Here is a 24,092-nt window from a genome sequence, read left to right on the forward strand (position 1 = left end):
CACTACCGCGAATTGCCTGATGATTGTGCGCATATTGTACGCAACTATCCCGCCCTTATCCCCAATAGCTGTACACAGATTTATTTAAATGGCCGCATCCCCTCCCCGCATCGGTACCTATTTCCACGTACATCTGGTTTCAGATTCCACGGGCGAGACCCTGAACGCGCTGGCCAAGGCCGCCGCCGCGCGGTTTGAGGATATTTTCCCGATAGAGCATATCTATGTGCTGATCCGGTCGGAAAAGCAGCTCGAACGCGCCTTGCAGGAAATAGAGAGTTTTCCGGGCATTGTGCTGCATACCATGGTTGATATGGATTTGCGGACAACGCTCGAAACCCGCTGTCGTGAGCTGGATATTCCAACCATTGGCGTGCTTGATCCATTGGTTGTGGCCTTTTCCCGCTATCTGGGGGCCGCCATGTCCAAGCGTATCGGCGCTCAACACAATCTGGACAATGAATATTTTGAGCGTATCGAAGCGCTGAACTATGCCATTGCCCACGATGATGGCGCGGCAGCCGATAAGTTACGGCAGGCGGAAATCATTCTGATCGGCGTTAGCCGGACATCGAAAACCCCGACCTGTATCTATCTGGCCCATCGCGGCTATAAGGCCGCCAATATTCCATTGGTGCCGGGTCAGTCCCTGCCCGATACGCTGGATGAACTGACTGAACCGCTGGTGGTCGGGCTGATCGCCTCACCTGATCGCCTGATTCAGATACGTAAGGCCCGTCTTCTGACCTATAATGACGATCGGCCAACGACCTATACGGATTCAGAGGCTGTCCGCGAAGAAATCATCGCCGCGCGTCGTTTGTTTGAACGTAAAGGCTGGCCGGTTATTGACGTGACCCGCCGTTCCATCGAAGAAACTTCGGCAGCGATCATAAGTTTGCTGAACGAAAAGCGCACAGGCCGCCTTGGCGGTATCTGATACGCCCTGTATGACAAGAGTACGCCTATATGACATCACCCCTGATACTGGCCTCCGGTTCCAAAATCCGCGCGTCCCTGCTGACCGGATGTGGTCTGAGCTTTGTAAAAAAACCCGCCGACATAGACGAAGACGCCATCAAGGATGACTGTCTCGGTCGTGGCTTTTCGCCCAAGGCCGTGGCCATGAAGCTGGCTGAGGAAAAGGCACGGCACATTTCCTTACAGTCAGACGGACTGGTAATTGGTGCGGATTCGGTTCTGGAACTGGAACGTGATCTGATCAGCAAACAAAAAACCCTTGCGGATGCTGCTGATCTGCTGCGCCGTTTTTCGGGTAAGACACACCATTTGCATTCAGCCGTCGCTATGGCGCAAAAAGGTGAGATATTGTGGTCGCATGTCGATACGGCAGATATGTCCGTGCGGCGTTTAAGTGAGACATTCATCGACCACTATATCTCACAAGCTGGTGATGAGATTCTGGCCAGTGTTGGCTGCTATATGCTCGAGGCGCACGGCGTGCATCTGTTTGACAGCATCAAGGGCGACTACTTTACCGTTCTGGGCCTGCCACTTCTGCCACTTCTGGCTCAACTCCGTCATTATGAGGTAATACCGGCATGAGTAACCCGCTTAATTTTCCCACGGGTGCCGCTATGGTTGCCGGTGTTGTTGGCCAGCCGATTCATCATTCCCTGTCGCCGTTTCTGCATACGGCCTGGATCAGACATCTGGGTTTGAATGCGGTCTATGTCCCGTTTGGCCCTAAGGATGAGCACGGTTTTGAGCGACTGATCCTGTCTTGCCGCACTAATGGCGTGCGTGGTCTGAATGTAACCGCGCCGTTTAAGGAAATCGCGCTAAAATTGGCCGACAGTTACAGCGATATCGCCCATAATTCAGGCTCGGCCAATCTCCTGACCTTCGATGATGAGGGCCATATCCATGCCGATTCAACCGATGGCCATGGTCTGATCAGGGCATTTGCCCTGCAGGCACCGGCATGTGACCTTACGTCAGGGGCGGTAACACTGCTCGGAGCCGGTGGAGCATCACGGGCAGTGGTGGCCTCGCTTCTGCGTCTCGGCTGCAATGACGTGCGCATCGTCAACCGCACCGTTGCCCGTGCCGAAGAACTGGTCTTTGCCTTCAAAGATAAGGTTACGGCCTACGGTCTTACGGATGTAGAAAAAGCCTTTGCGGGATCGGTTGCGGTTATCAATGCCGCATCCGGCGGCCCCTTACCCCCCCTTACAGGCCTTGATCAGTCGGCGTGCGTCATGGACATGACCTATCGCCCCCTGAAAACGGCGTGGTTACAGGCCGCTGAAAATGCCGGTCTGGGTATTGTCGATGGTCTGGGTATGCTGATCGAACAGGCGCGTCCGTCATTTGAAGCCTTTTATGGTGTTGCCCCCGATGAGGCTCAGGACGTCAGGCGACTGGCGCTCAATTTCCTCGGTGAAGCATGATCCATATAGGCCTGACCGGTTCCATAGGTATGGGCAAATCGACCGTCGCCCAGATGTTCAGGGATGAAAGTATTCCGGTATCTGATGCTGATCAGGTGGTTCACCAGCTCTATACGCAGTCTAAACCGCTGAAATTAGCCCTGACCGAAGCCTTTGGCGATGTTTTGACCAATGAGGTTGTCGACAGGGCCAAATTGTCTTCGCGTTTGCAGGCAGATACCAAAGGTTTTTCGCTTCTTGACGCGATTGTCCATCCCTATGTGGCCGCAGAACGAGACCGGTTTGTGAAGACGAACCGTGAAGCGGGTACCAGGCTTATTGTCTCGGACATACCGCTTCTGTTCGAAACGGGCGCAGAGGCGCAGTTTGACAAGGTCGTGGTCGTGAGCGCTCCCCCTGAGGTGCAAGCTCAACGTGTTTTGGCACGTCCGGGCATGACATCTGAGAAATTCGCGCAAATCCTCAGTCGCCAGACGCCGGATACTGAAAAACGTCAGCGTGCAGATTTTGTCATCAATACGGGTCAGGATATTGAGGCAACACGCGCCGAGGTCAGGGCGCTTATCAACCGGCTAATTGGTGAATAGCTGGACAAGCGGCAAAAAGAGATTCACAAACAACTATGGCCAGAGAAATCGTCCTTGATACGGAAACCACCGGCATTGACCCCAAAAAAGGGCACCGCCTGATCGAAATCGGCTGCCTTGAGATCGAAGACCTGCTTCCGACGGGCCGGACCTTCCACCGCTATGTCAATCCGGAACGCCTGATTGAACCGGACGCGATCCGTGTGCATGGCATTACCGATCAAATGGTCGCCGATAAGCCGAAATTTGCCGAAATAGTCGATCAGATGCTTGAGTTCATCGGGGACTCTAAAATCATCGCGCACAACGCGGCCTTTGACCGTGGCTTCGTGAATATGGAACTTGAGCGGCAAAATCGTGGGCCGCTTGTCACCGAACAATGGATTGATACGCTGGAAATGGCCCGTCACCGCTTTCCGGGTATGGCCAATTCGCTTGATGCCCTGTGTAAGCGGTTTAATATTTCGCTGGCTGAGCGTGACAAACACGGGGCCTTGCTCGATGCCCGTCTATTGGCCGGCGTCTATCTTGAGCTGCATGGCGGTAAGGAGCGCGGGCTTGATCTGGCGATGGCCGGAAGCGTCGGTGCGAGTGGACAACCGCTCGAAGCCGTCGACTATGGGGTGCGGCCCAATCCCCTGCCCTCATTTATTCATCCCGAAGAAGCTGAAGCGCATCAGGCCTTTTGCCTCAAGTTTCTGAAAGATAAAAACCTTTGGGGTTATCAGACGCAATAAAAAAGGGCAGGTAATGAACCCGCCCTTTTGAGACCCTTAAGCCTGACCCTGAGTTTGCTGGGCGGCCAGATTGTCTTTTTGCTGAAGATACAGCGTCCCGAAATCAATCGGCTCAACAAAGAACGGCGGGAAGAAGCCGCCATCTGACGTCACGTCAGCAATAATGCGACGGGCAAACGGGAACAGATAGCGCGGGCATTCCACCAGCAGGGTGGGTTCAATCATCTGTTGGGGCACATTCGCCAGCTGGAACAGGCCACCATAGACCAGTTCAATGGCAAATACGGCGCCATCTGGATTGCTGGCCTTAACGGTGAGCTTCAGGTCAACTTCGAACAGACCATCCGGACGACCTTTGGCGTTCATTTCAACGCCCATATCGATTTCCGGACGAACCTCCATACGCAGCGACTCCGGCGCGCGTGGATTTTCAAAGGAAAAGTCGCGGATAAACTGGGCAACCACCTGCATATTAGGCGGCAGAGTCGTTGTACCTGAGGTTTCCAGAACCGTTTGCCCGTCGCCGGGTGTTGCGTTATCGGTCATAAGCCTATGTGCTCCATTATATTCAGGGCGGTGGCGCACGCCTTTAATTCCGCCTGTTCAAAAAGGCCCCTATCACGCATAAAATGTAATGGCAATCAAACGAACGGTTCCACTTCTGTAAACTTCGCCTATATAGGATAGGAAACCAATTGTCTTATCACCCGTCCGAGGGCTTTTTATACGATGTCATGGGATCTGGTCATCCTTGCGGTTATTACTGTTGTGGTACTGTTTCAGCTTTATAATGTGCTGGGCAAGCGCGTTGGGCTGAAGGCCGAAGATAAGGCCGGTGCGAAAAAGCCAGAGGAAAATGAAGGCGCTGTGCGTATTGAACGGGCACCTGAAACCGTGCGCATCCCCAATCTGGAAGTATTGAAAACCCGTGACGCCAATTTCAATGAAATCAATTTTCTTGAAAAGGCACGCGAAGTTTACGAACAGATCGTTCTGGCCTTTAACCGCGGTGAAGTGAACAGTGTTAAGGAACGTCTGTCGGATACCGTCTATAAGGTTTTCTCTGACGCCGCCGCCGCCCGCAGTGACGACGCCAAAAAGCAGGTCGTGAAATTTGTTGATACGCCCAAGGCTGACATCGACACCATCGATTTCAAGGATGATCTGGCGCAGGTACGTGTGCGCTTCCTGTCGGAACTGGTCTATGAAACCCGTACACCTTCTGATGAGGTCGGCAAACCCGACGCGGTCAGCAGCGTTCATCGCCGCACAGCGGAATACTGGACGTTCCAGAAAACCCTGAAAACACCAAACCATCCGTGGATGCTCATTAAGGTAGAGGCGGCCAAAGCGTGAGGTCAGCAGGTTTCTGGCTTAAAACCGTAGCCTTAACGGGCACGGCCCTATGGCTAACGGCCTGCGTCCAGACGCCGAAACCTCCTGTAACTCCGCCGGTTACACCTCCGGTCACTGTACCGGTGACGCCACCGACAACGCCAACTGATCCCCTGCCCTATATCCCTGCGCACCAAAGGCTATCAACCTTGCCCGGTTGGGAGACAAGTGATGCCTTTATTGCGCTTGAGGCTGTGCGTGGCACCTGCGCCTATCGCAGTGGCCGTCAGTATGCAGCGATATGTGCCGAACTGGCGACAAGCCATTTTGAATCACCAGAGGAAATTAAAAACTGGCTTCTCGCACGGTTCAGAATTGAACGGATTGAGGGCGAAGGTCTGTTGACGGCCTATTTTGTCCCTGAATATCCGGCAGTCAGTGTGCCGAACGACGAATTTTCGCAACCCGTAAGGCCTCGGCCTGCTGATCTTGAAATGGTCGATGGCGCGAGAATGAGCCCGCCGCAAACCTCTGGCGTTCTGGTGGCTGCGCGGCGTGAAAATGGGCGTTACGTGCCCTATTATGGGCGCGCTGAGATCGAAGCGCAGCCAGCTACGGGTGCGACGCTTTATATGCGGCCGGAAGATTATTTCTTTATGCAGATTCAGGGGTCGGGATTTCTGACCCTGCCGGATGGCAAGCGTGTTCTGGCGGCCTATGCGGCCAACAACGGACTGCCCTTTGTCGGCATTGCGCGTGTGATGACGGACCGGGGCATATTGGCGGCAGATCAGTCTTCCGGCGAAAATATCCGTAAGTGGCTGGCAGCCAATCGTGGCGCGGTCGCTCAGGAAATGATGAACCAGAATCCGCGTTATGCGTTTTTCACGATTGATACGACGCGTATGGAGCCTTTGGGGGCGGCGGCTGTACCCTTACCGGCGGGTTCAGCCATAGCGGTTGACCCGGCACATCATGCCTATGGCGACCTGTACTGGATTGATGCCGATGCTGGTGCACTGAAGAACGCCTTCCCGACCTATCAGCGCATGGTTTCGGCGCTGGATACAGGTGGCGCGATTAAGGGTAAAGTCAGGGCCGATCTCTATATGGGTATTGGTGATCGGGCGGGTCTTGAGGCCGGTCGGGTGAAACACAGCTTACGCAAGTGGCGCATTGTACCGGCCCGCTAAAATTAAAAATCAAATACCAGCCTGACTGTGCGCGCGGTCATATAGATCAGTATGCCTGAGCTTGAGGCAAAGATGAAAGAGCGCAGGACAATCTTGTTGCCAAACGCCTGTATGAGCGTATGCGCCACCCGCAGTCCGACATAGATCCAGCCGAGCACCAGAAACAGCCGGTCAGCATAACCGCTGAGGTGTATGGCCAGACACAGAGCGTAAAACAGCGTCGGCTGTTCCATCAGGTGATTGTAGTTTTCTGCGACATTCTGCGCCGAGGCGGGCAGCTTGCGGAAATTACGCTTATCCGCCAGCAATTGCGGATTAAGGCGCAGTTTTATGATCGCTGGAATGCGCCGGGCATAAAGCCAGACCAGCACCACCAATGACCAGACAATAAGCCCAAGAACTGGTTCGATCATGGCTTTGTCCGTTTAGCGCTTTTTCTTCATGGAACCCAACAGGCCACGTACCAGTTCCCGCCCGAGTGTCACCCCAACCGTGCGCACCACCGACACGGCCACTGACGTGACCGCTTTTTCTGTAGCTGTGGGTTTGCGCACCACTTCCTTTTCGACCTTTACGGTTTTGGTGATTTTAACCTCTGCCTCAGCTTCAGTCGCGGCTTTGGCGCGGGCGCTGAGGATTTCAAAGGCGGATTCCCGATCACGCACCTGATCATACATGCCCGAAACCGGTGATTTCTGGATAACAGCAGCACGTTCTGTGTCAGTGAGTGGCCCCATGCGTGATGCCGGGGGACGGATTTTCGCCTGAGCTGTCATGGAGGGCGCAGCTTTTTCATCCAGAAGCGACACGAGCGCTTCACCGACCCCAAGCCCCTGAATAGCTGTGGCCGTTTCAAAGGCCGGATTGGGCCGGAAGGAATTGGCAGCGGCTTTCAGGCCCTTTTGTTCAGTAGGCGTATAGGCGCGCAGGGCATGCTGGACGCGGTTGCCCAACTGGGCCAATACCGAATCCGGCACATCGGCAGGATTCTGGGTAACAAAATAAATCCCCACGCCCTTGGAGCGGATCAGACGGACAACCTGTTCGATCTTTTCCAGTAAGGCCTTGGGTGCTTCGTTGAAAAGCAGATGCGCTTCGTCAAAGAAGAAGACCAGACGTGGCTTTTCCGGATCACCGACTTCGGGCAGCTGCTCAAACAGTTCCGATAGAAGCCACAAAAGGAAGGTCGAATACAGACGCGGGCTACCAATCAGCTTATCGGCAGCGAGAATATTGACATAGCCCTTACCGGCAATATCGGTGCGCATCAGGTCAATGAGATTGAGTGCCGGTTCACCAAAGAAGCTGTCGCCGCCCTGGGCCTCAAGGGTCAGAATCTGACGCTGTATGGCCCCGATCGATGCCGCAGACACCTGACCATAGGTCTGGCTGATGGTTTTGGCATTATCGGCCACATAGGTCAGCATTGATCTGAGGTCTTTCAGATCAAGCAGTAACAGACCTTCCTTGTCGGCCACGTGAAATACGATGTTCAGGACGCCTTCCTGCACCTCATTGAGCTGAAACAGGCGCGCCAGCAAAAGTGGCCCCATCTCTGAGATGGTCGTGCGGATCGGGTGGCCCTTCTGGCCGAAAATATCCCAGAACACGGTTGGGGCAGCAGAGCCTTTGAGGTCTATACCCATAGATTCCGCACGGGCGATCAGCTTTTCATTAGGCGTTCCTTCGGCGGCAATGCCCGACAGATCGCCTTTGATGTCTGCGGCAAACACCGGCACACCAGCATCAGAAAAAGCCTGCGCCAGAATTTGCAGGGTGATGGTTTTCCCTGTGCCTGTGGCACCGGCGACAATCCCGTGACGGTTGGCGCGATTGAGCAAAAGAGACTGCGGTGCATCGGAAAAACCGACCAGAATACCATTACTCATGCTTGTGCGCCTCGCTGAAAATCATGACCCGTTCGATAAGCCACTCATAAAACGGCTTATGGGAGGTGTGAAGCCTTAGATAGCGGTATTTTTTAGCCTTTGTAACGGCCTTTTCGCACACGAAGGACTCACACAACTGTGATACGCGAACAGTAGAGAAATTCAGCTCTTGTGATATTCTGTACGTCAGAGGCGCTGTCTCTCTCAGCGGCCTTGAAAGGCTCTCTCATGTTCCCCCCAGACATCAGAGAGCCAAAGTCACAGACAGACGTTCTTCCCCCCATGACGAACGTCTGGAACAGAACCGCCCGCCTGAACAAGGCGGGCGGTTTTCGTTTGTTGAATGAGTACTTTTGAGTGAACATGTCTGCCGGTTATAAATCGGCTCAGGAGGCACGCCTTGTCAGTACGTAAGTTTCTAATCGTTGCCGATGATAGTGCCCAGTTTAATGCGGCGCTGAAGTTTGCTTCGGGCCGCGCTAAAAACACAGGCGGTGTTGTGGCTCTGTTGCGGGTGCTTGAACCTTCCGATTTCAGCCAGTGGGTTGGTGTGCGCGATGAAATCGAGCGCGAAGAACGGGCTGAGGCCGAAACCCTGATGGCGGAACTGGCTAATGTCGCCGCGGTAAGGTCGGGCCGTCCTGCAGAAATCATTATTAAAACGGGCGGACTAAAGGAATCCATTCGCGAAGTCATTGATGAAGATCCTGACATCAAAATTATTGTCCTGGCGGCGACCCATCATAATCGGGACATAGGGCCGCTGGCCGCGCTTCTGGTGCGAGAGGGCATGGTAAGCCTCCGGGGTAAGCGTACGGTGCCGGTGACGGTGGTGCCCGGCGACCTCAGTGATGCGGAAATCATGGACCTTGTTTAGTGATCGGGCTTGTTTTTATGGGTGTTTAAGCCCATGTGTGAGCCGTAATCGAAAGACAAGATGCCATGTTTATCCAGACTGAAGCTACGCCCAACCCAGATGTTCTCAAGTTTCTGCCCGGCCGTGTGGTATTGGGGCAGGGGTCTCTGGAATTTCGTGATGAGACCGAAGCCGAAAAGTCACCTCTGGCCCACGCCCTGTTTCAACTGGATGGTGTGTCGGGTGTTTATTTCGGTTCAGACTTCCTGACGGTTAAGCGCGATCCTGAGGCGGGGCTCATCTGGGCGCAGATAAAAGCACCGATTCTGGCGGCGATCATGGATTTCTATGTGTCCGGCAAACCGCTGCTCGTTAATGCCGGTGATGCACCGGTAGAGCGCGAATATGAGGGCGAGGTCGCCCAGATTGTCGCCGAAATCAAGGATCTGCTCGACACCCGCGTCCGTCCGGCCGTTGCGCAGGATGGCGGGGATATCGAATTCGAGCATTTTGATATGGATACGGGCACCTTGTTCCTGCACATGCGCGGCGCCTGTTCGGGATGCCCGTCTTCTTCGGCGACCTTGCGTCAGGGTGTTGAATCCCTGATGCGCCATTATGTTCCTGAGGTTCAGGCTATCGAGCAGGTTCTGTAAGGCTTATGACGGCCCACATAAGGGACACTTACGTTCTGGTACTGGACACGGCCATGCATGCCTGTTCGGTGGGACTGTTTTCACGTGGTGATCAGGCAATCACAACGCATTTTTCTGTCTCTGATCCCATGACGCGCGGGCATCAGGAACGCATTGGCCCGCTGGTAGCTGAGGCTATTGAACAGTGTGGCATCCAGCCTGCGCAAATTGAACGCATTGGCGTCACCCTCGGGCCGGGCTCTTTTACGGGGCTTCGGGTTGGGTTATCCTTTGCCAAGGGGCTGGCTTCGGGTTTGTCCGTACCTCTGCATGGCTTTTCTACACTCGAAGCTCTGGCGGGTGCGGTGTGTCTTAAAAACCGCCGGCGTCTGGCGGCCTATGAGGCGGGCAGGGGGCAGGTCTATGTGCAATATGTGGGGGCGGATAATGTTGCCTCACCGCCCCAAGCCGTCGGACTTGAGGGTTTGAGCCGCTTGGGCCATGTTTATGACCCTGAGATCATTACCGGATCAGGCGCGGCCTTGCTGGCCACGGTTTTTCCTCAGGCTGAATCCGTAGGAACGGCCTTACCGGACATGTCGGCAATGGCCAGCCTGTGCTTTGAACGTCCCTCCGATTTCACAGACCTGACACCACTTTATATGCGTGAGGCGGACGCCAAGGTATCGGATAAGGCCGTCATACGGTTCGACTTTTGATGCGTTCAATCCGCCAACTGTCCGAGGTGACGCCGCAGCTTTCTGAGATTCATGCGGCATCGTTTGATTTTGGCTGGAGCGCGTCCGATTTTCACGGCATGCTGACGCGCCCGCATTATCTGACCTATGGCATCTATGATGATACGCAGCTCAAAAGCTTTGTTGTCCTGAGCCTTATTGCCGGAGAAGGTGAAATCCTGACACTGGCAACGGATACAAACTGTCGCCGTCAGGGATTGGCGCGTGACCTGATGCGGTTTGTCATAGATCGGCTTAAGGCGGAAAATTGCGATAGTCTGTTCCTTGAGGTCGCGGTCGATAATCCGGCGGCCTTAAATCTTTATGAAACTCTGGGTTTTCATCGTACGGGTCTGCGCAAGGCCTATTACAGTCGCCTTTCCGGCCCGCCCGTGGATGGATACGCTCTGCGCCTTGAACTTAAAAGGGCTTGACCTTAAGAGGAGGACAGAGACAATGTGTCCCCGTTACCGAACGCGGGTAGGCTAATTCAGGAGACAGACTATGGATCGGATTGAACAGCAGTGCATCGAAAAAGGCATGCGCATGACCGACCAGCGCCGCGTTGTGGCGCGCGTTCTGTCTCAGGCCACTGACCATCCGGATGTAGAAGAACTGTATCGTCGCGCCGCCGCTGTCGATCCGAATATCTCGCTGGCCACGGTTTATCGCACCGTGCGTCTATTTGAAGAGGCCGGTGTGGTGGAGCGCCATGATTTCGGTGATGGTCGTTCGCGCTACGAACAGGCCGGTGATGACCACCACGATCACCTGATCAACATAAAGACCGGTCAGGTCATTGAATTTTTTGATCAGGAAATTGAAACCCTCAAAGAGGCGCTGGCGACCAAGCTGGGCTTCAAGCTGGTCGGCCACAAGCTTGAGCTTTATGGCGTGCCGCTTGACGACGACAAATAGACAACGACTCCGTTAGTCTGTGTGAATAAAGCCCTCCACGTTTTCGGTCACGACCGGCGTATGGAGGGTTTTTTGTACCTGAATATCTTTCAGGCTTACATTACGGACGGGCGCCTCGGCCTCAGCCTTAATCTGACAGACAAAGGCGGCTTCATTAACGCGGATATGGCTGAGATGCAGACCTTCAATCGCTGTAAGCTTACGCACATAGGTCGGCATCAGGTTGCGCCATTGATAAAGCACATCGGTCTCTACACTCAGGACACCACCGGCGATCTTCGTTGCACTGATATTTGAGACGTGAATATTCTTCACATAGCCGCCGCGCCGTTCATTGGTTTTGACAAACAAAAGATTGCTGATCGGCACCGCATGGCCGTCTGCTCCGTCACCGCTTCCAACAAAATGGCAATTATCGACAAAGACGTTTTCAATGCCGCCAGACAGTTCGCTGCCGATGGCCATTAGCTGGTGGCCATTGAGAATGCGGCAGTTACGCATGACGATATTTTTCGACGGCGTATTTAACCGCCAGGCGTCCATATCACGGCCGGATTTTACGGAGATGGCGTCATCACCCTGATCGAAAACACAGTCCTCAATCAGGACATTCTGGCTCATCTCAGGATCAACGCCGTCATTATTGTGACCGTGAGCGCGAACCTTAATCCGGCGTATGACGACATCCTGTGACAGGTAGGGATGCATGACCCAGAACGGACTGTCTTCGATGGAAATATCTTCGACAAGCACATTACGGCAGCGATTAAACTGAACGAACTGAGGGCGCAGATTGGCTTCACCCCTTGTCATATCCCGATCTGCGACCGGTACATTTGTATAGGCCAGATTATAAAGCGCCACGAGGGCATCCATGTGCGGCTTCGGTCGGGCGTACCATACCTTCCACACATCAAGTCTGGCCTTAAGCCGCCCCTCCCCGGTAATGGCGATATTCTCACACTGATAGGCGTAGATGAGCGGCGAATAGTTCATACATTCTATGCCCTCCCATGTTGTGTGAACGGCGGGCAGATAGTCCGCAGGCTGTTCCGAGAACAGCAGGGTTGCTCCTTTAGAGACATGCAAACAGACGTTACTTTTGAAATGAATCTTACCGGTAAGCCATGTGCCTTCAGGTACAACAACCACACCGGCTCCGGCGGCGTGTGCCGCATCAATAGCCGAGGCAATCGCCACTGTGGTCTTTGCCTGATCTTCCTGTAAAGCGCCGAAATCAGTGATCACAAAGTGCGGTGCGTCACTGAAATCAGGAATTAAGATCGGCGGCATGGCAAATGGCGCATCAACCTGAATTTGCATCTGTTTTGTCAGGCGCGGCAGGGTGGCGCAACCGCTTATCAGAAACGGGCTGATAAGGCTCGTCATGACGAGTTGACGGCGTGACAGATGTGGCATGTGGCATTTCCCTCAGCTGTGAATAACAGCCTTTTTGACTTTAATTATCCTACAAATAAGCCTGACCGGCTTATAAACACAATCCTTAGTATCTCTTTACGGGCAATTTCTGGCCTTCCTCTTGAAAAAAACCACATGAAACCTCATAAGGCCCTTATGAGCGAAACCGTTAAGTCCGAGCCGCTGAAGAAGCTGCACATCAAAACCTATGGCTGTCAGATGAACGTCTATGACAGTGAGCGTATGGTCGATATTCTGCGCCCGCTGGGCTATGAGGTGTCGGGCGAAGCTGACGGCGCCGATCTTGTGCTGCTCAACACCTGTCACATTCGTGAAAAAGCTGCGGAAAAGGTCTATTCGGAAATCGGCCGCCTCAAGGAACTGCGTGAAGAAAAAACCGCGCGTGGCGAAGGGCGCATGACCATTGCCGTTGCCGGTTGCGTCGCTCAGGCCGAAGGGGCGGAGATCATGAACCGTGCCCCTGCGGTTGATCTGGTGGTCGGGCCTCAGGCCTATCATCAGTTGCCGGAACTGATTGCCCGCACGACCCGCGCCAGAGGTGAGCGCCTGTCGGCTGATTTTGCCCCTGAAGACAAGTTCGACAGCCTGAGTGCCGAACGTCATGTGACCGGCCCGACGGCGTTTCTGACGGTTCAGGAAGGTTGCGACAAGTTCTGTACCTTCTGTGTGGTGCCCTATACGCGTGGGGCGGAATGGTCGCGTCCGGTGGCGTCGATTGTCGCCGAAGCCCGTTCTCTGGCCGAAAAGGGTGTACGCGAAGTCACGCTTCTGGGGCAGAATGTTAATGCCTATAATGGCGATGATGGCGCGGGTAATGAATCCAGCTTGCCGCTTCTGATGGAAGCTTTGAGTGAAATCCACGGCCTTGATCGCATTCGATATACCACAAGCCATCCTAACGACATGACCGACGAGCTTATCCGCGCCCATGCGGATAACCCGAAGATCATGCCCTATCTGCATCTTCCGGTGCAGTCCGGTTCCGACAAGATTTTGCGGGCCATGAACCGTAAACATGGTCGTCAGGCCTATATCGAGCTTATTGAACGCATCAAGGCGGCTAACCCACGTCTGGCCCTGTCGGGAGATTTCATCGTCGGCTTCCCCGGTGAGACCGATAAGGATTTCGACGACACGATGGATCTGATCCGTCAGGTCAGATATGCCTCGGCTTTTTCGTTCAAATACTCCAAGCGTCCCGGCACACCGGCATCAGGCATGCCCGGTCAGGTTGATGAGGCCGTGGCCGATGCCCGTCTTAAGGCGCTTCAGGCATTAATTAATGAACAGCAACAGGCCTTTAAGGCTGATCTAGTGGGTCAAACGATTGATGTATTGTTTGAAAAGCGTGGACGTCATAACCGTCAGGCCATTGGGCGGTCACCGTGGCTGCAATCCGTCTTCGCTGAAGATGCCGATCATCTGATCGGGCAGATTGTGCCGGTGAAAATCATCGGCTTAGGTAATAACTCGCTTATTGGCGAGTTGGAAAGCGTGCCCGCGTGAGCCCCGCTTCGGAAGATTTTCTAGAACTCGAAGATGACGCGGTTTTTGCCTTGTCTGGCCCCGCGCAGCGTTATCTGGCCCTGATCGAAGGGGCCTATCATGTGCTGATTGAAACGCCGGGGGGCGGGTTTTCCATCAATGGCAAAACCCGTGATCGCCAAAGGGCGCGGACAGTGCTTGAGGCGCTGAACGAGCTGCACGACGAAGGGGTGGAGATTTCCGAAGCCGATGTGCGCACCCTGATCAGCAACCCGACCGGTGAATCGCCGAAATGGGCCGATCATCATGGCGGATCGCATGTGGTGGTCATGGGCCGCAAGGGGGCCGTAGCGCCGAAAACCGCCGGACAGGCCAGCTATTATCAGCAGCTTCTGCGCCATGACCTGACCTTTGGTCTCGGGCCAGCCGGATCGGGCAAGACCTTTCTGGCGGTAGCCTATGGGGCCTCTCTATTACTCAAGGGCATGGTCGATCGTCTGGTGATTACCCGTCCTGCCGTTGAGGCCGGTGAGAAGCTCGGTTTCCTGCCCGGTGATCTCAACGAAAAGGTCGATCCTTATCTGATGCCGATCTGGCAGGCGCTCGATGATATTCTTGGGGCCGAAGCCCTGCGTCGCCGCCGCGACCGTAATGAGATTGAGGTTGCGCCTCTGGCCTATATGCGTGGACGTACCCTGTCCAACGCCTATGTCATTGTCGATGAGGCACAGAACACCACCCGTCAGCAGATGAAGATGGTGCTGACCCGTCTGGGTGAAGGCTCAAAGATGGTTGTCACCGGCGATCCGTCTCAGGTTGATCTGCCGCGTCAGTCGGATTCCGGCCTTATCCAAGCCACTCATCTGCTTAAGGGTGTCAAGGGCGTGGGCATTTCCCATCTGACGGCAGATGACGTGGTGCGGCACGAACTGGTGGCCCGTATCGTGCGGGCCTATGACAGCGAAAAATCATGACAACCGATGTAACCCCGCTCGTTGATATTGAAGTTGAGCATGAGGCGTGGCTGGATGAACTGCCAGATGCCGCTTTATGCGTTCAGAAGGCGATAGAAACCACTTTCGCGCATATGCAGGTAACCGAGCAGCTCGATATTGTGGTGTTGCTGGCGGATGATGCCGAACTGAAAAGCCTCAACAAAGAATTCCGTCAGAAGAACGCACCCACAAATGTGCTGTCTTTTCCGGCACCTGAGATGATGCACCCGCATCTGGGGGATATGGCGCTGGGGTTTGAAACCTGCCTGCGTGAGGCATCAGAACAAGGCAAAACCCTGAAAGATCATCTCATGCATTTAAGTGTGCATGGGGCTTTGCATCTTTTGGGTTATGACCACATTATAGACGCCGAGGCCGAAGATATGGAAAGCCTCGAGCGTGACATTCTAAAGGGGTTGGGTATAGCCGACCCCTATGCATACGGGACAACTGACTAGATATGCCGGAGCCTGACAGTAGCGACTTGAATGAACCCGTTGAACGCAAGGGTCAACGTACCCTGTTCAATCTGTTCGGCCTGTTCGGGCAGGCGGAGGATGAGTCAGAAACTGTGGCGGAAGACGCCTCCAATGAGCTGATTACCCATGCCCGCGCCTTTCAGAATCTGAAAGTTGCCGATGTTATGACCCCGCGCGCCGACATGGTGGCGGTGGAAGTGTCGGCCACTCTGGCGGATGTCATCCGGCTGTGTGTCGAAAGCGGCCATTCGCGCCTGCCGATCTATCAGGAAACCCTCGATGATCCGGTCGGCGTACTGCACATCAAGGACACGCTGAAGCTTCTACATCCCGATAAGGGGATTACACCGGCATGGGATGAACAGGTGGTCGGTCGTCTGCGCCGCGATCTGATCTATGTCCCGGCATCCATGGCGGCCTCAGGTTTACTGCTCAAAATGCAGAACCAGCGCTCGCACATGGCGGTGGTGATTGATGAATTTGGCGGCACCGAGGGTCTGGTCACCCTCGAAGATCTGCTGGAGGCGGTGGTCGGTGATATTGTCGATGAATACGACAATGAAGACCCTGATGAACTGACCGATCTGGGTGAGGGCAGGTTCGAAATTGGCGGTCGTGTCGAGCTTGAGACCATCGAACACCGTCTGGGCCTTAAGTTGTTCCTTTCTGAAGGCGAAGATGAAGTCGATACCATCGGAGGCCTTGTAGCGACTTTGGCCGGAAGAGTGCCACAGGTTGGTGAAACCATTCCTTATGCGGCGGGAAAAGTTGATATCGAAATTATCGAAGCCGACGCCCGTATTGTGAAGCGTGTGCGTTTATCCCCCCAACACGCGGACAGGGATGCGGACGCCCTAACACCGGATGAATAAAGCGGCCACTTCCGATATGGGCCAGCCGCTTCAGGGCGGATTCTTAAGGGCCAAGGCGTTGTTCGAGCGCTTTTCCGGCCCGAAACGCTGTGCGGCTCTGGCGGGAGCCCTGATTGCACTGGCCCAGCCGCCGTTCGGATTTTTACCGGGCTTGGTGGGTTATGCCTGGCTCTTGTGGTTGCTGGATAGAGAACAGGGGCCTAAGCCTCTGCGGCGCGCTTTTGCCATTGGCTGGTGGTCAGGCTTTGCCTATTTTCTGATAAGCTGTTTCTGGGTCGCTGAAGCGTTTCTGGTCGATGCACGGTCGCATGGTTGGATGGCACCCATTGCCGTCACCCTTCTGCCGTCCGGCATTGCCCTGTTTTGGGGGGCGGCATTTGTTTTGTACCGGCGTTTCTGTCCGGAGGGCTGGTCGCGTTGGCTGTGGTTTGTCGGGCTGTTTTGCGCTTTTGAAACCCTGCGCGGCACCATCCTGACCGGTTTTCCATGGAATCCGGCAGGGGCAACATGGGAAGCAGGTTCTGCCATGTCGCAGATTGTCTCGATAACAGGCATATATGGTCTGGGCCTGATTACCGTACTGGCTTTTTCAAGTCCGGCCATCAGCCGCCTTAAAGGGCGCGGCGTGTGGCCGGTCGCTGTATCTGTTTTGCTGCTGGTACTGGTTTTTGCTTTCGGTGCGCAACGCCTGCACAGAATTGAGACAGGGCAGACAGATACGCTGATACGGATTGTTCAGCCCAATGTCGAGCAGCGCGCCAAATGGACGGTCGGGGCCTTGCGGGGCGTGTTTAATGACTATGTGTCAATGTCAAAAGCGCCAGTCGATACCGATAGGTTACAATCGGTAGCAAAAAGTGTGGTTAAATCACACCCTGACATCGTGATCTGGCCAGAGGGGGCATTACCGGCCTCTGCCGATGCGCTTTTCTCAGCACAATCATGGACTGCGGAAGGCTTCAGCACCTTGCTGAAACCGGATCAGGCGCTGATTATGGGGGCCTATCATTCGGATTATGTGCCGGAAAAAGGCACGGTCTGGCGAAATGCCCTGTTGGTTTTACAGCAAAAAGGGCCTGATACTCATGTGTCGGCCTCCTATTCCAAATTCAAGCTCGTGCCATTTGGTGAGTTTTTACCCATGGAAAGCCTATTGGAATCTTTTGGGTTCAAACAACTGGTGCATATCGGTGACAGCTATACGGCTGGCCCGCGTACAGCCTCAGTAGAGGTAGAGGGGATTGACAGATTCCTGCCGCTTATTTGTTATGAAGGACTGTTTCCCGGCCTGTCGACTGGACTTTTTTCGTCTTCGGATATGATCCAAAGACCCAAATGGATCGTTAATATCTCCAATGATGCCTGGTTCGGGCCAACGACAGGCCCAAGGCAACACTTTAATTTGTCAGGGTTTCGCGCCATTGAAGAAGGTTTACCCATGGTAAGGTCAACCCCCACGGGAATATCCGTGGTGCTTGATCCATTAGGGCGTATAGTCAAAGGCTCAAAACTGGATATAGGCGAAAGTGGTTACAGAGATGTCTGGCTGCCTGAATCGATAAAACCGACCTTCTATTCGGCCAACAGACATTTGTATCTTCTTGTTGTTATGCTTTTTTGCTTGATTCCAACGGTAATTACCCTTTTCGTGCGTAAGGCTAAACCGCATGCACCGGATAATGACGTATCAGGCGTATAAGAAAATTAAGACCTTGGGCAAAGGGATGGGGTGAAACTCCTGCCGGTGACCATCGGAAATCATAGCTTAGAGATTTAGACCGGAGATTGCCGGTCTGTGGAATTATAGAGGCGAAGTTGAACGATACCGCAAAAACAGATCGCAGTCCGAACCCGGTTGACCTGCATGTGGGTGCCCGTGTGCGCATGCGCCGGAAATTTTTAGGCCTGTCTCAGGAAGGTCTGGCTGAGACCATCGATCTGACCTTTCAGCAGGTGCAGAAATATGAGCGCGGTTCAAACCGCATCAGCGCGTCGAAACTGTATGAAATTGCCAAGGCTCTCAAAGCTCCTGTGGCTTATTTCTTCGAAGGTTACGGCGCATCCGATACCGTCGAAGGCTTCTCGGAGTCAGAATCAGAACAGTTCGTACATGGATTTCTGATGACAACCGAAGGCATCGAACTGGCTGAAGCTTTTCCACGCATCAAAAATTCCAAGCATCGCCGTCGGCTGCTTGAGCTGGTACGCTCGCTGGCTGAGGATGAAGAGGCTTAAGGCTTCCCTGACTTTGTAAGCATTATAAAACCCTGCCTGAAAAGGCAGGGTTTTATGCGGTGCAAAGAAACGGCTTGATCATATAAAGATATGTTTATATGGCTATGGCTAAAGTAATTTAGCTAACGGAGCCGTCATGTCAGTGCGTCCATCCTACATCTTTACATCCGAAAGTGTTTCAGAGGGTCATCCGGATAAGGTGGCTGACCGGATATCCGATGTGGTGGTTGACGCGTTTCTGGCCGCCGATTCCGAAGCCCGAGTCGCCTGTGAAACCCTTGTGACCACCAACCGCATTGTTCTGGCCGGTGAAGTACGCGCCGGTGATGATCAGATCAGTGACATTGTCGATGGCCTTGAGGACAAGGTGCGTGCCGCCGTCAAGGATATTGGCTATGCGCAAAAAGGCTTTCACTGGAAGCTGGCCGACTATGCCTGTCACCTGCACGCCCAGTCTGCCGATATTGCCCAAGGCGTCGACGCCAGCGACAACAAGGACGAAGGCGCGGGCGATCAGGGTATTATGTTCGGCTACGCCACGGATGAAACGGCTGAACTGACCTCTGCACCGCTGCAATGGTCACACAATATTCTGCGCCGTCTGGCCGAAGCCCGTCACGGCGGCGAAAGCCGTCTTGAGCCGGACGCCAAATCGCAGGTCACGGTTCAATATGAAAACGGTGTCCCCAGCCGCATCCTTAAGGTGTTGATTTCCCATCAGCACAAGGACGGCCTGTCACCCAAAGACGTCGAAGCCATTGTTAAACCTTATGCGCTTGAAGTTTTGCCCGAAGGTATGGTGACCGAAGATACCGAGTGGCTGGTTAATCCGACGGGTAATTTTGTCATTGGCGGGCCGGATGGTGATGCCGGTCTGACCGGTCGTAAAATCATCGTTGATACCTATGGCGGGGCTGCACCGCATGGTGGTGGCGCTTTTTCGGGCAAAGACCCGACCAAGGTTGATCGCTCGGCGGCCTATGCCCTGCGTTATCTGGCGAAAAATGTTGTTGCGGCAGGTCTGGCAAAAAAATGCACCCTTCAGGTCGCCTATGCCATTGGTGTATCTCAACCGCTGTCCTTCTATGTAGACACCCACGGTACGGGTCAGGTCGATGAGGCTAAGCTTGAAGCTATTCTGCCCGAACTGATCGGTGGCCTGACGCCGCGGGGCATTCGTTTGCACCTCGGACTAAACAAACCAATCTATGAGCGCACCGCCGCCTATGGTCATTTTGGTCGGACACCGGATGCCGATGGTGGTTTTTCGTGGGAACGCACTGATCTGGTTGACGCCCTCAAGGGCGCGTTCTAAAGCGCTTCCATGTCAGACGAAATCCCTTCCGCCCCGACTTCAGGCCCTACATGGGGGCCAATGCGCTCGTTCGGGCGTATCAAGTCACGCACCCTGAAGCCGCGTCAGGCCAGCCTGTTCGACAGCCTGCTGCCGGAGATTGAAATCAATGCTGAGCGCACTGAGGCGATCAATGGTGGCGATCTGAGTGGGGCGTCCGAGCTGTGGCTTGAGATCGGCTTTGGCGGCGGGGAGCATCTGGCCGGCCAGGCCGAACGCAATCCTCAGGCGCTGATACTGGGCTTTGAGCCGTTTCTTAACGGCGTTGGCTCGCTTCTGCGCCACGTCGATGAGCGTAATCTCAAAAACGTTCGCGTTCTCGCCGATGATGCGCGTCCGGTAATCGATCGGTTGAAAGATGCCTCGGTCGATAAGGTGTTTATCCTGTTCGCCGATCCCTGGCCCAAGGCGCGTCACCATAAGCGTCGCTTCATTCAAACCGAAACGCTCGATGCCTTTGCCCGTGTCATGAAGGATGGAGCGAGACTGCGTTTTGCGACCGATTGGGCCGACTATGCCGACTGGACGCTGGAAAAGGCGACTACCCATCCGGACTTTGACTGGCCCGCGCAGTCACAGACGGAGTGGAACACACCGCCAGCCGATCACCTGACGACGCGTTATGAGGAAAAAAAACTGGGCGATTGCGCTCCGGTTTTCCTCGATTTTTATCGCAAGGCGCGACCGGTTACATAAACCCCTTGGCAAGTACAGGATTTGCGCCTATAAGGCCTGTCAACATCGTCCGACAGGCCTTACGGCTGACGGCGGCGGCCCGTAAGAAGGCCTGCCGCTTTTTTGTTGCCTGAACCTGCGGATAATAAGCTTTAAGGAAATTGATTTGCGCGCCAAGACGGCTGAAGACCGTAAACTGCTGGAAATATTTGATCCCATCGCCGAAACCCTCGGACTGGATATTGTGCGTGTGCGCCTGATGGGTGCTAACAAGCCCGGTGGATCGAAGCGCCTTCAGATTATGGCTGAACGTAAGGCTGACGGTGAAATAAACGTCACCCAGTGCGCGCGTTTGTCTCGTGCCCTGTCGGCCTATCTCGAAGAAGCCGATCCGATTGATGGCGAATATATCCTCGAAGTGTCGTCGCCCGGTATTGACCGGCCTCTGACGCGCCTGACGGATTTCGAAACCTATCAGGGCCTTGAGGCACGCATCGAACTGGATCGTCTGGCCGAGGGTCGCAAGCGTTTTCGCGGTATTGTCGCGGGCATCGAAGACGATCATGTGGCGATTGACCTTGAGGGCGAGGAAGAAACCGCGCTTATTCCGTTTGAATGGATCATTGATGCCAAGCTGGTGCTCAATGACGAACTGATGAAGCGCGGCGCGGAACAGCGCGCCCTTCGCGGTGAAGACGAAGATGATCTTGAAGACGAGGACTTCGACGACGAAGACCTCGGGGATGATGATTTTGAAGACGGTGACTTCGATCTGGACGACGAAGACACTGAAGACAAAGATAATTAAGGAGCAGGGCTCATGAGCTTTACCGGTATCAGTGCTAACCGTCAGGAACTTCTACAGATTGCCGATGCGGTGGCACGTGAAAAGTCCATCGATAAGGGTGTGGTCATTGAGGCCATTGAAGAGGCCATTCAGAAGGCCGCCCGTACCCGTTACGGCGCCGATCATGACATTCGCGTCCACATTGATCCACGCAGTGGTGAAATGACCATCACCCGCGTGGTGACGGTTGTGGCTGATGAAGAGCTTGAGTTTGAAAACGCTCAGCGTACCCTGACCGAAGCGCTTAAGGATGACGCGGACGCTTTTGTTGGCAAGACCTACGAAGAAACCCTGCCACCGTTCGAACTGGGCCGTGTCCAGACCCAGATGGCCCGTCAGGTCGTAACCCATAAGGTGCGCGAAGCTGAGCGTGAGCGTCAGTATGATGAATTCAAGGACCGTGTTGGTGAAATCGTCAACGGTACGGTGCGCCGCGTTGAATATGGCAATGTGATTGTCGATCTTGGTCGTGGCGAAGGCATTATGCGCCGTGACCAGTCGATTCCGCGTGAAGCGTTTCAGGTCAATGACCGTATCCGCGCCTATATCTATGACGTGCGTCGTGAAACCAAGGGCCCGCAGATCATGCTCAGCCGTGCGCACGGCGGCTTTATGGCCAAACTGTTCGCGCAGGAAGTCCCTGAAGTTTATGATGGCGTGATCGAGATCAAGTCGGTGGCCCGTGACCCCGGCTCGCGCGCCAAGATGGCGGTTCTGTCGAACGACAGCTCGATTGATCCGGTCGGTGCCTGTGTCGGTATGCGCGGTTCGCGCGTTCAGGCCGTGGTCGCTGAACTGCAAAACGAAAAAATCGACATCATCCAGTGGTCGCCGGATGAAGCCACCTTCATCGTTAACGCGCTGGCCCCTGCCGAAGTCTCGAAGGTTGTGCTCGACGAAGAAGAAGACCGCGTCGAAGTGGTTGTGCCTGACGAACAACTGTCGCTGGCCATTGGCCGTCGCGGTCAGAACGTGCGTCTGGCGTCACAGCTAACAGGCTGGCAGGTGGATATCATCACTGAGGCGCAGGACTCTGAGCGTCGTCAGAAGGAATTCGCTGAGCGTACCGCCCTGTTCCAGGAAGCACTGGATGTTGATGAGGTTATCGCCCAGCTTCTGGTTACCGAAGGCTTCTCAAGCGTTGAGGATCTGGCCTGGGTTGACGAAAACGAAATCGCGACCATCGAAGGCTTCGATGAGGATACGGCGTCTGAACTTCAGGCCCGCGCCCGTGACTTCCTTGAGCGTGAAGCTGCAGAACAGAATGCCAAGCGCGTTGAACTGGGCGTTGAAGATGCCCTGCTCGATATCATTGGCATCACCCTGCCTATGGCTATTGCCCTTGGTGAAGCGGGTGTGAAGACCGTTGAGGATCTGGCTGATCTGGCGACCGATGAAATCCGCGGTGGCTTTGAGCAGCGCGGTTCGGACAAGGTAAAGGTGCCGGGCGCTCTGGAATCCTTCTCCCTGTCGGTTGCTGATGCTGAGGCGCTTATCCTGAACGCTCGTATTTCGGCGGGCTGGATCGAAGCCCCTGAAGCACCGATCGAAGAAGACGTAGCCGAAGACGACACTAACGAGGACACTTTTGCGGAGGAGGGCGAAACCAATGACGCCGAATCCGAACAATGAGACCCTTGTCGATCTGAATGAAGAGGTAACTGAGGCGGGCACTGACCTGCCTCAGCTTACGACGCGGCGCGATATTGCCTCGCATACGGCCTTTGACCGTGACGGACTCATCCGGTTTGTCATCGGACCGGACGGTTTTGTCGTGCCTGATCTGGCGGAAAAACTGCCGGGGCGGGGGCTTTGGGTCAAATCTGACCTCGAAAGCCTTGAGCTGGCGATAAAAAAGAATCTGTTTTCGCGCGCTGCCAAAAAACAGGCAAAGGTGCCGGAAGGTCTTATCGATCAGGTACATAGTCTGTTGCGTCGCCGCATCCTTGAGCAGCTTGGCCTCGCCCGACGCGAAGGGCAACTGACGACGGGGTTTGAAAAAGTCGCGGCAATGCTTAAATCATCTGTACCCCCTAAGGCGGCATGGCTGATTGAGGCGGTTGACGGGTCATCTGATGGCCGCAATAAGCTGCTATCCGTCGTATTTCCGCATCGGCCGGATGTAAATATCTGCGGAATTTTCAATAATGACGAATTGAGTTTGGCTTTAGGGCTGGAAAATGTCATACACGCAACCCTGATCGAAGGTCGGCGGTCACTGCGTGTCGGACGCGAATTACGTCGTATCAGTGGCTTTGAGCCCTTGTTCCCGCCGCAATGGCAGGAAAAGCCCTTTCATTAAGGCCTTAAAAGGACTATCAGGGCAGCTTCCATGCCCGACGGCCAGATGGTACGAAATTGGTAGAAGCGAAACGTAAAAGTTTCATAGGGAATAAGTAAGCAAGCTGA

At 54.4% G+C, this 24,092-nt stretch carries 27 protein-coding genes; 23 read left to right on the forward strand and 4 right to left on the reverse strand.

Annotation, left to right across the window (positions count from 1 at the left end; genetic code table 11):
* Window positions 1-88 precede the first annotated feature (88 nt).
* The 5 genes from E5201_RS01855 to dnaQ are packed head-to-tail and all read left to right on the forward strand — an operon-like array spanning window position 89 to window position 3,738.
* Entirely contained in the window at window positions 89-940 is an 852-nt protein-coding gene (locus E5201_RS01855; protein ID WP_140984293.1) for a pyruvate, water dikinase regulatory protein, read from the forward strand.
* Between the two features lie 29 nt (window positions 941-969).
* Window positions 970-1,566: a Maf family protein gene (locus E5201_RS01860; RefSeq protein ID WP_140984294.1), complete on the forward strand. Its 597-nt coding sequence runs from the start codon at window positions 970-972 to the stop codon at window positions 1,564-1,566.
* Window positions 1,563-2,414: a shikimate dehydrogenase family protein gene (locus E5201_RS01865; protein WP_140984295.1), complete on the forward strand. Its 852-nt coding sequence runs from the start codon at window positions 1,563-1,565 to the stop codon at window positions 2,412-2,414. The genes E5201_RS01860 and E5201_RS01865 overlap by 4 nt, the downstream gene beginning before the upstream one ends.
* Window positions 2,411-3,001, forward strand: a complete 591-nt coding sequence (gene coaE, locus E5201_RS01870) for a dephospho-CoA kinase (RefSeq protein ID WP_140984296.1) — start codon at window positions 2,411-2,413, stop codon at window positions 2,999-3,001. The genes E5201_RS01865 and coaE overlap by 4 nt, the downstream gene beginning before the upstream one ends.
* 35 nt (window positions 3,002-3,036) lie before the next feature.
* A complete protein-coding gene (gene dnaQ / locus E5201_RS01875) occupies window positions 3,037-3,738 on the forward strand; it encodes a DNA polymerase III subunit epsilon (RefSeq protein WP_140984297.1) in 702 nt (233 codons plus the stop codon).
* 36 nt (window positions 3,739-3,774) lie between these two features.
* Here the strand turns inward: dnaQ and secB are convergent, their stop codons facing one another.
* Window positions 3,775-4,284, reverse strand: a complete 510-nt coding sequence (gene secB, locus E5201_RS01880; protein ID WP_140984298.1) for a protein-export chaperone SecB — start codon at window positions 4,282-4,284, stop codon at window positions 3,775-3,777.
* 183 nt (window positions 4,285-4,467) lie between these two features.
* Here secB and E5201_RS01885 point away from each other — a divergent pair, with 183 nt between their 5' ends.
* Window positions 4,468-5,094, forward strand: a complete 627-nt coding sequence (locus tag E5201_RS01885; RefSeq protein WP_140984299.1) for a Tim44/TimA family putative adaptor protein — start codon at window positions 4,468-4,470, stop codon at window positions 5,092-5,094.
* Complete coding sequence (locus E5201_RS01890) at window positions 5,091-6,266, forward strand: MltA domain-containing protein (RefSeq protein ID WP_140984300.1); 1,176 nt, start codon at window positions 5,091-5,093, stop codon at window positions 6,264-6,266. The genes E5201_RS01885 and E5201_RS01890 overlap by 4 nt, the downstream gene beginning before the upstream one ends.
* 2 nt (window positions 6,267-6,268) lie before the next feature.
* On the opposite strand, the gene E5201_RS01895 is transcribed toward E5201_RS01890, so the two are convergent.
* Both E5201_RS01895 and E5201_RS01900 read right to left on the reverse strand, forming a co-directional pair.
* Window positions 6,269-6,679: an MAPEG family protein gene (locus tag E5201_RS01895; protein WP_140984301.1), complete on the reverse strand. Its 411-nt coding sequence runs from the start codon at window positions 6,677-6,679 to the stop codon at window positions 6,269-6,271.
* 12 nt (window positions 6,680-6,691) lie between these two features.
* Window positions 6,692-8,155 (reverse strand): helicase HerA-like domain-containing protein, encoded by a 1,464-nt coding sequence (locus E5201_RS01900; RefSeq protein WP_140984302.1) that lies wholly within the window; start codon window positions 8,153-8,155, stop codon window positions 6,692-6,694.
* A gap of 400 nt (window positions 8,156-8,555) precedes the next feature.
* Here E5201_RS01900 and E5201_RS01905 point away from each other — a divergent pair, with 400 nt between their 5' ends.
* The 5 genes from E5201_RS01905 (at window position 8,556) to E5201_RS01925 (ending at window position 11,301) form a co-directional block, all read left to right on the forward strand.
* Window positions 8,556-9,032 (forward strand): universal stress protein, encoded by a 477-nt coding sequence (locus E5201_RS01905; protein ID WP_140984303.1) that lies wholly within the window; start codon window positions 8,556-8,558, stop codon window positions 9,030-9,032.
* A 65-nt stretch (window positions 9,033-9,097) separates the two neighbouring features.
* Window positions 9,098-9,667: a NifU family protein gene (locus tag E5201_RS01910; protein WP_140984304.1), complete on the forward strand. Its 570-nt coding sequence runs from the start codon at window positions 9,098-9,100 to the stop codon at window positions 9,665-9,667.
* Between the two features lie 5 nt (window positions 9,668-9,672).
* On the forward strand, window positions 9,673-10,365 hold the full coding sequence (tsaB, locus tag E5201_RS01915; RefSeq protein WP_140984305.1) for a tRNA (adenosine(37)-N6)-threonylcarbamoyltransferase complex dimerization subunit type 1 TsaB: 693 nt from the start codon (window positions 9,673-9,675) through the stop codon (window positions 10,363-10,365).
* Window positions 10,365-10,817: a GNAT family N-acetyltransferase gene (locus E5201_RS01920; protein ID WP_140984306.1), complete on the forward strand. Its 453-nt coding sequence runs from the start codon at window positions 10,365-10,367 to the stop codon at window positions 10,815-10,817. The genes tsaB and E5201_RS01920 overlap by 1 nt, the downstream gene beginning before the upstream one ends.
* A 70-nt stretch (window positions 10,818-10,887) precedes the next feature.
* Window positions 10,888-11,301 (forward strand): Fur family transcriptional regulator, encoded by a 414-nt coding sequence (locus tag E5201_RS01925; protein ID WP_140984307.1) that lies wholly within the window; start codon window positions 10,888-10,890, stop codon window positions 11,299-11,301.
* 12 nt (window positions 11,302-11,313) lie between these two features.
* Here the strand turns inward: E5201_RS01925 and E5201_RS01930 are convergent, their stop codons facing one another.
* A complete protein-coding gene (locus E5201_RS01930) occupies window positions 11,314-12,720 on the reverse strand; it encodes a glycoside hydrolase family 28 protein (RefSeq protein WP_140984308.1) in 1,407 nt (468 codons plus the stop codon).
* A 156-nt stretch (window positions 12,721-12,876) separates the two neighbouring features.
* On the opposite strand from E5201_RS01930, the gene miaB reads away from it, so the two are divergent.
* The 11 genes from miaB to E5201_RS01985 all read left to right on the forward strand — a co-directional run bounded on the left by miaB (window position 12,877) and on the right by E5201_RS01985 (window position 23,985).
* Complete coding sequence (gene miaB, locus E5201_RS01935) at window positions 12,877-14,247, forward strand: tRNA (N6-isopentenyl adenosine(37)-C2)-methylthiotransferase MiaB (protein WP_140984309.1); 1,371 nt, start codon at window positions 12,877-12,879, stop codon at window positions 14,245-14,247.
* A complete protein-coding gene (locus tag E5201_RS01940; protein WP_140984310.1) occupies window positions 14,244-15,200 on the forward strand; it encodes a PhoH family protein in 957 nt (318 codons plus the stop codon). Before miaB ends, E5201_RS01940 begins: the two co-directional genes overlap by 4 nt.
* Window positions 15,197-15,679: an rRNA maturation RNase YbeY gene (gene ybeY, locus E5201_RS01945; RefSeq protein WP_140984311.1), complete on the forward strand. Its 483-nt coding sequence runs from the start codon at window positions 15,197-15,199 to the stop codon at window positions 15,677-15,679. Before E5201_RS01940 ends, ybeY begins: the two co-directional genes overlap by 4 nt.
* Before the next feature lie 26 nt (window positions 15,680-15,705).
* Entirely contained in the window at window positions 15,706-16,572 is an 867-nt protein-coding gene (locus E5201_RS01950) for a hemolysin family protein (RefSeq protein ID WP_246050352.1), read from the forward strand.
* Entirely contained in the window at window positions 16,565-18,271 is a 1,707-nt protein-coding gene (gene lnt, locus E5201_RS01955) for an apolipoprotein N-acyltransferase (RefSeq protein WP_246050353.1), read from the forward strand. The genes E5201_RS01950 and lnt overlap by 8 nt, the downstream gene beginning before the upstream one ends.
* A gap of 116 nt (window positions 18,272-18,387) precedes the next feature.
* Entirely contained in the window at window positions 18,388-18,807 is a 420-nt protein-coding gene (locus E5201_RS01960; protein ID WP_140984313.1) for a helix-turn-helix domain-containing protein, read from the forward strand.
* Window positions 18,808-18,943: 136 nt separating this feature from the next.
* Window positions 18,944-20,122, forward strand: coding sequence for a methionine adenosyltransferase (metK, locus tag E5201_RS01965; protein ID WP_140984314.1), 1,179 nt, complete (start codon window positions 18,944-18,946; stop codon window positions 20,120-20,122).
* Window positions 20,123-20,131: 9 nt separating this feature from the next.
* Window positions 20,132-20,857 carry a tRNA (guanosine(46)-N7)-methyltransferase TrmB gene (trmB, locus tag E5201_RS01970; RefSeq protein ID WP_140984315.1) on the forward strand — a complete coding sequence of 242 codons (726 nt, stop codon included), beginning with the start codon at window positions 20,132-20,134 and terminating at the stop codon, window positions 20,855-20,857.
* A 124-nt stretch (window positions 20,858-20,981) separates the two neighbouring features.
* On the forward strand, window positions 20,982-21,644 hold the full coding sequence (rimP, locus tag E5201_RS01975) for a ribosome maturation factor RimP (RefSeq protein ID WP_281280196.1): 663 nt from the start codon (window positions 20,982-20,984) through the stop codon (window positions 21,642-21,644).
* Window positions 21,645-21,656: 12 nt separating this feature from the next.
* On the forward strand, window positions 21,657-23,315 hold the full coding sequence (gene nusA, locus E5201_RS01980; RefSeq protein ID WP_140984317.1) for a transcription termination factor NusA: 1,659 nt from the start codon (window positions 21,657-21,659) through the stop codon (window positions 23,313-23,315).
* Window positions 23,293-23,985: an RNA-binding protein gene (locus E5201_RS01985; RefSeq protein WP_140984318.1), complete on the forward strand. Its 693-nt coding sequence runs from the start codon at window positions 23,293-23,295 to the stop codon at window positions 23,983-23,985. Before nusA ends, E5201_RS01985 begins: the two co-directional genes overlap by 23 nt.
* Window positions 23,986-24,092 lie beyond the last annotated feature (107 nt).

Source organism: Asticcacaulis tiandongensis, from assembly GCF_006475605.1.
GTDB classification, from domain to species: Bacteria; Pseudomonadota; Alphaproteobacteria; order Caulobacterales; family Caulobacteraceae; genus Asticcacaulis; species Asticcacaulis tiandongensis.

Excerpts from the sequence above, each read along its gene's own strand:
- E5201_RS01895 (WP_140984301.1), bottom strand. The coding sequence starts at position 6,679 with ATGATCGAACCAGTTCTTGGGCTTATTGTCTGGTCATTGGTGGTGCTG.
- E5201_RS01930 (WP_140984308.1), bottom strand. The coding sequence starts at position 12,720 with ATGCCACATCTGTCACGCCGTCAACTCGTCATGACGAGCCTTATCAGC.
- nusA (WP_140984317.1), top strand. The coding sequence starts at position 21,657 with ATGAGCTTTACCGGTATCAGTGCTAACCGTCAGGAACTTCTACAGATT.
- tsaB (WP_140984305.1), top strand. The coding sequence starts at position 9,673 with ATGACGGCCCACATAAGGGACACTTACGTTCTGGTACTGGACACGGCC.
- lnt (WP_246050353.1), top strand. The coding sequence starts at position 16,565 with ATGAATAAAGCGGCCACTTCCGATATGGGCCAGCCGCTTCAGGGCGGA.
- E5201_RS01885 (WP_140984299.1), top strand. The coding sequence starts at position 4,468 with ATGTCATGGGATCTGGTCATCCTTGCGGTTATTACTGTTGTGGTACTG.
- E5201_RS01985 (WP_140984318.1), top strand. The coding sequence starts at position 23,293 with ATGACGCCGAATCCGAACAATGAGACCCTTGTCGATCTGAATGAAGAG.
- E5201_RS01855 (WP_140984293.1), top strand. The coding sequence starts at position 89 with ATGGCCGCATCCCCTCCCCGCATCGGTACCTATTTCCACGTACATCTG.
- miaB (WP_140984309.1), top strand. The coding sequence starts at position 12,877 with ATGAGCGAAACCGTTAAGTCCGAGCCGCTGAAGAAGCTGCACATCAAA.
- E5201_RS01920 (WP_140984306.1), top strand. The coding sequence starts at position 10,365 with ATGCGTTCAATCCGCCAACTGTCCGAGGTGACGCCGCAGCTTTCTGAG.
- metK (WP_140984314.1), top strand. The coding sequence starts at position 18,944 with ATGTCAGTGCGTCCATCCTACATCTTTACATCCGAAAGTGTTTCAGAG.
- coaE (WP_140984296.1), top strand. The coding sequence starts at position 2,411 with ATGATCCATATAGGCCTGACCGGTTCCATAGGTATGGGCAAATCGACC.
- E5201_RS01910 (WP_140984304.1), top strand. The coding sequence starts at position 9,098 with ATGTTTATCCAGACTGAAGCTACGCCCAACCCAGATGTTCTCAAGTTT.
- ybeY (WP_140984311.1), top strand. The coding sequence starts at position 15,197 with ATGACAACCGATGTAACCCCGCTCGTTGATATTGAAGTTGAGCATGAG.
- E5201_RS01925 (WP_140984307.1), top strand. The coding sequence starts at position 10,888 with ATGGATCGGATTGAACAGCAGTGCATCGAAAAAGGCATGCGCATGACC.
- E5201_RS01900 (WP_140984302.1), bottom strand. The coding sequence starts at position 8,155 with ATGAGTAATGGTATTCTGGTCGGTTTTTCCGATGCACCGCAGTCTCTT.
- E5201_RS01860 (WP_140984294.1), top strand. The coding sequence starts at position 970 with ATGACATCACCCCTGATACTGGCCTCCGGTTCCAAAATCCGCGCGTCC.
- secB (WP_140984298.1), bottom strand. The coding sequence starts at position 4,284 with ATGACCGATAACGCAACACCCGGCGACGGGCAAACGGTTCTGGAAACC.
- E5201_RS01865 (WP_140984295.1), top strand. The coding sequence starts at position 1,563 with ATGAGTAACCCGCTTAATTTTCCCACGGGTGCCGCTATGGTTGCCGGT.
- dnaQ (WP_140984297.1), top strand. The coding sequence starts at position 3,037 with ATGGCCAGAGAAATCGTCCTTGATACGGAAACCACCGGCATTGACCCC.
- trmB (WP_140984315.1), top strand. The coding sequence starts at position 20,132 with ATGTCAGACGAAATCCCTTCCGCCCCGACTTCAGGCCCTACATGGGGG.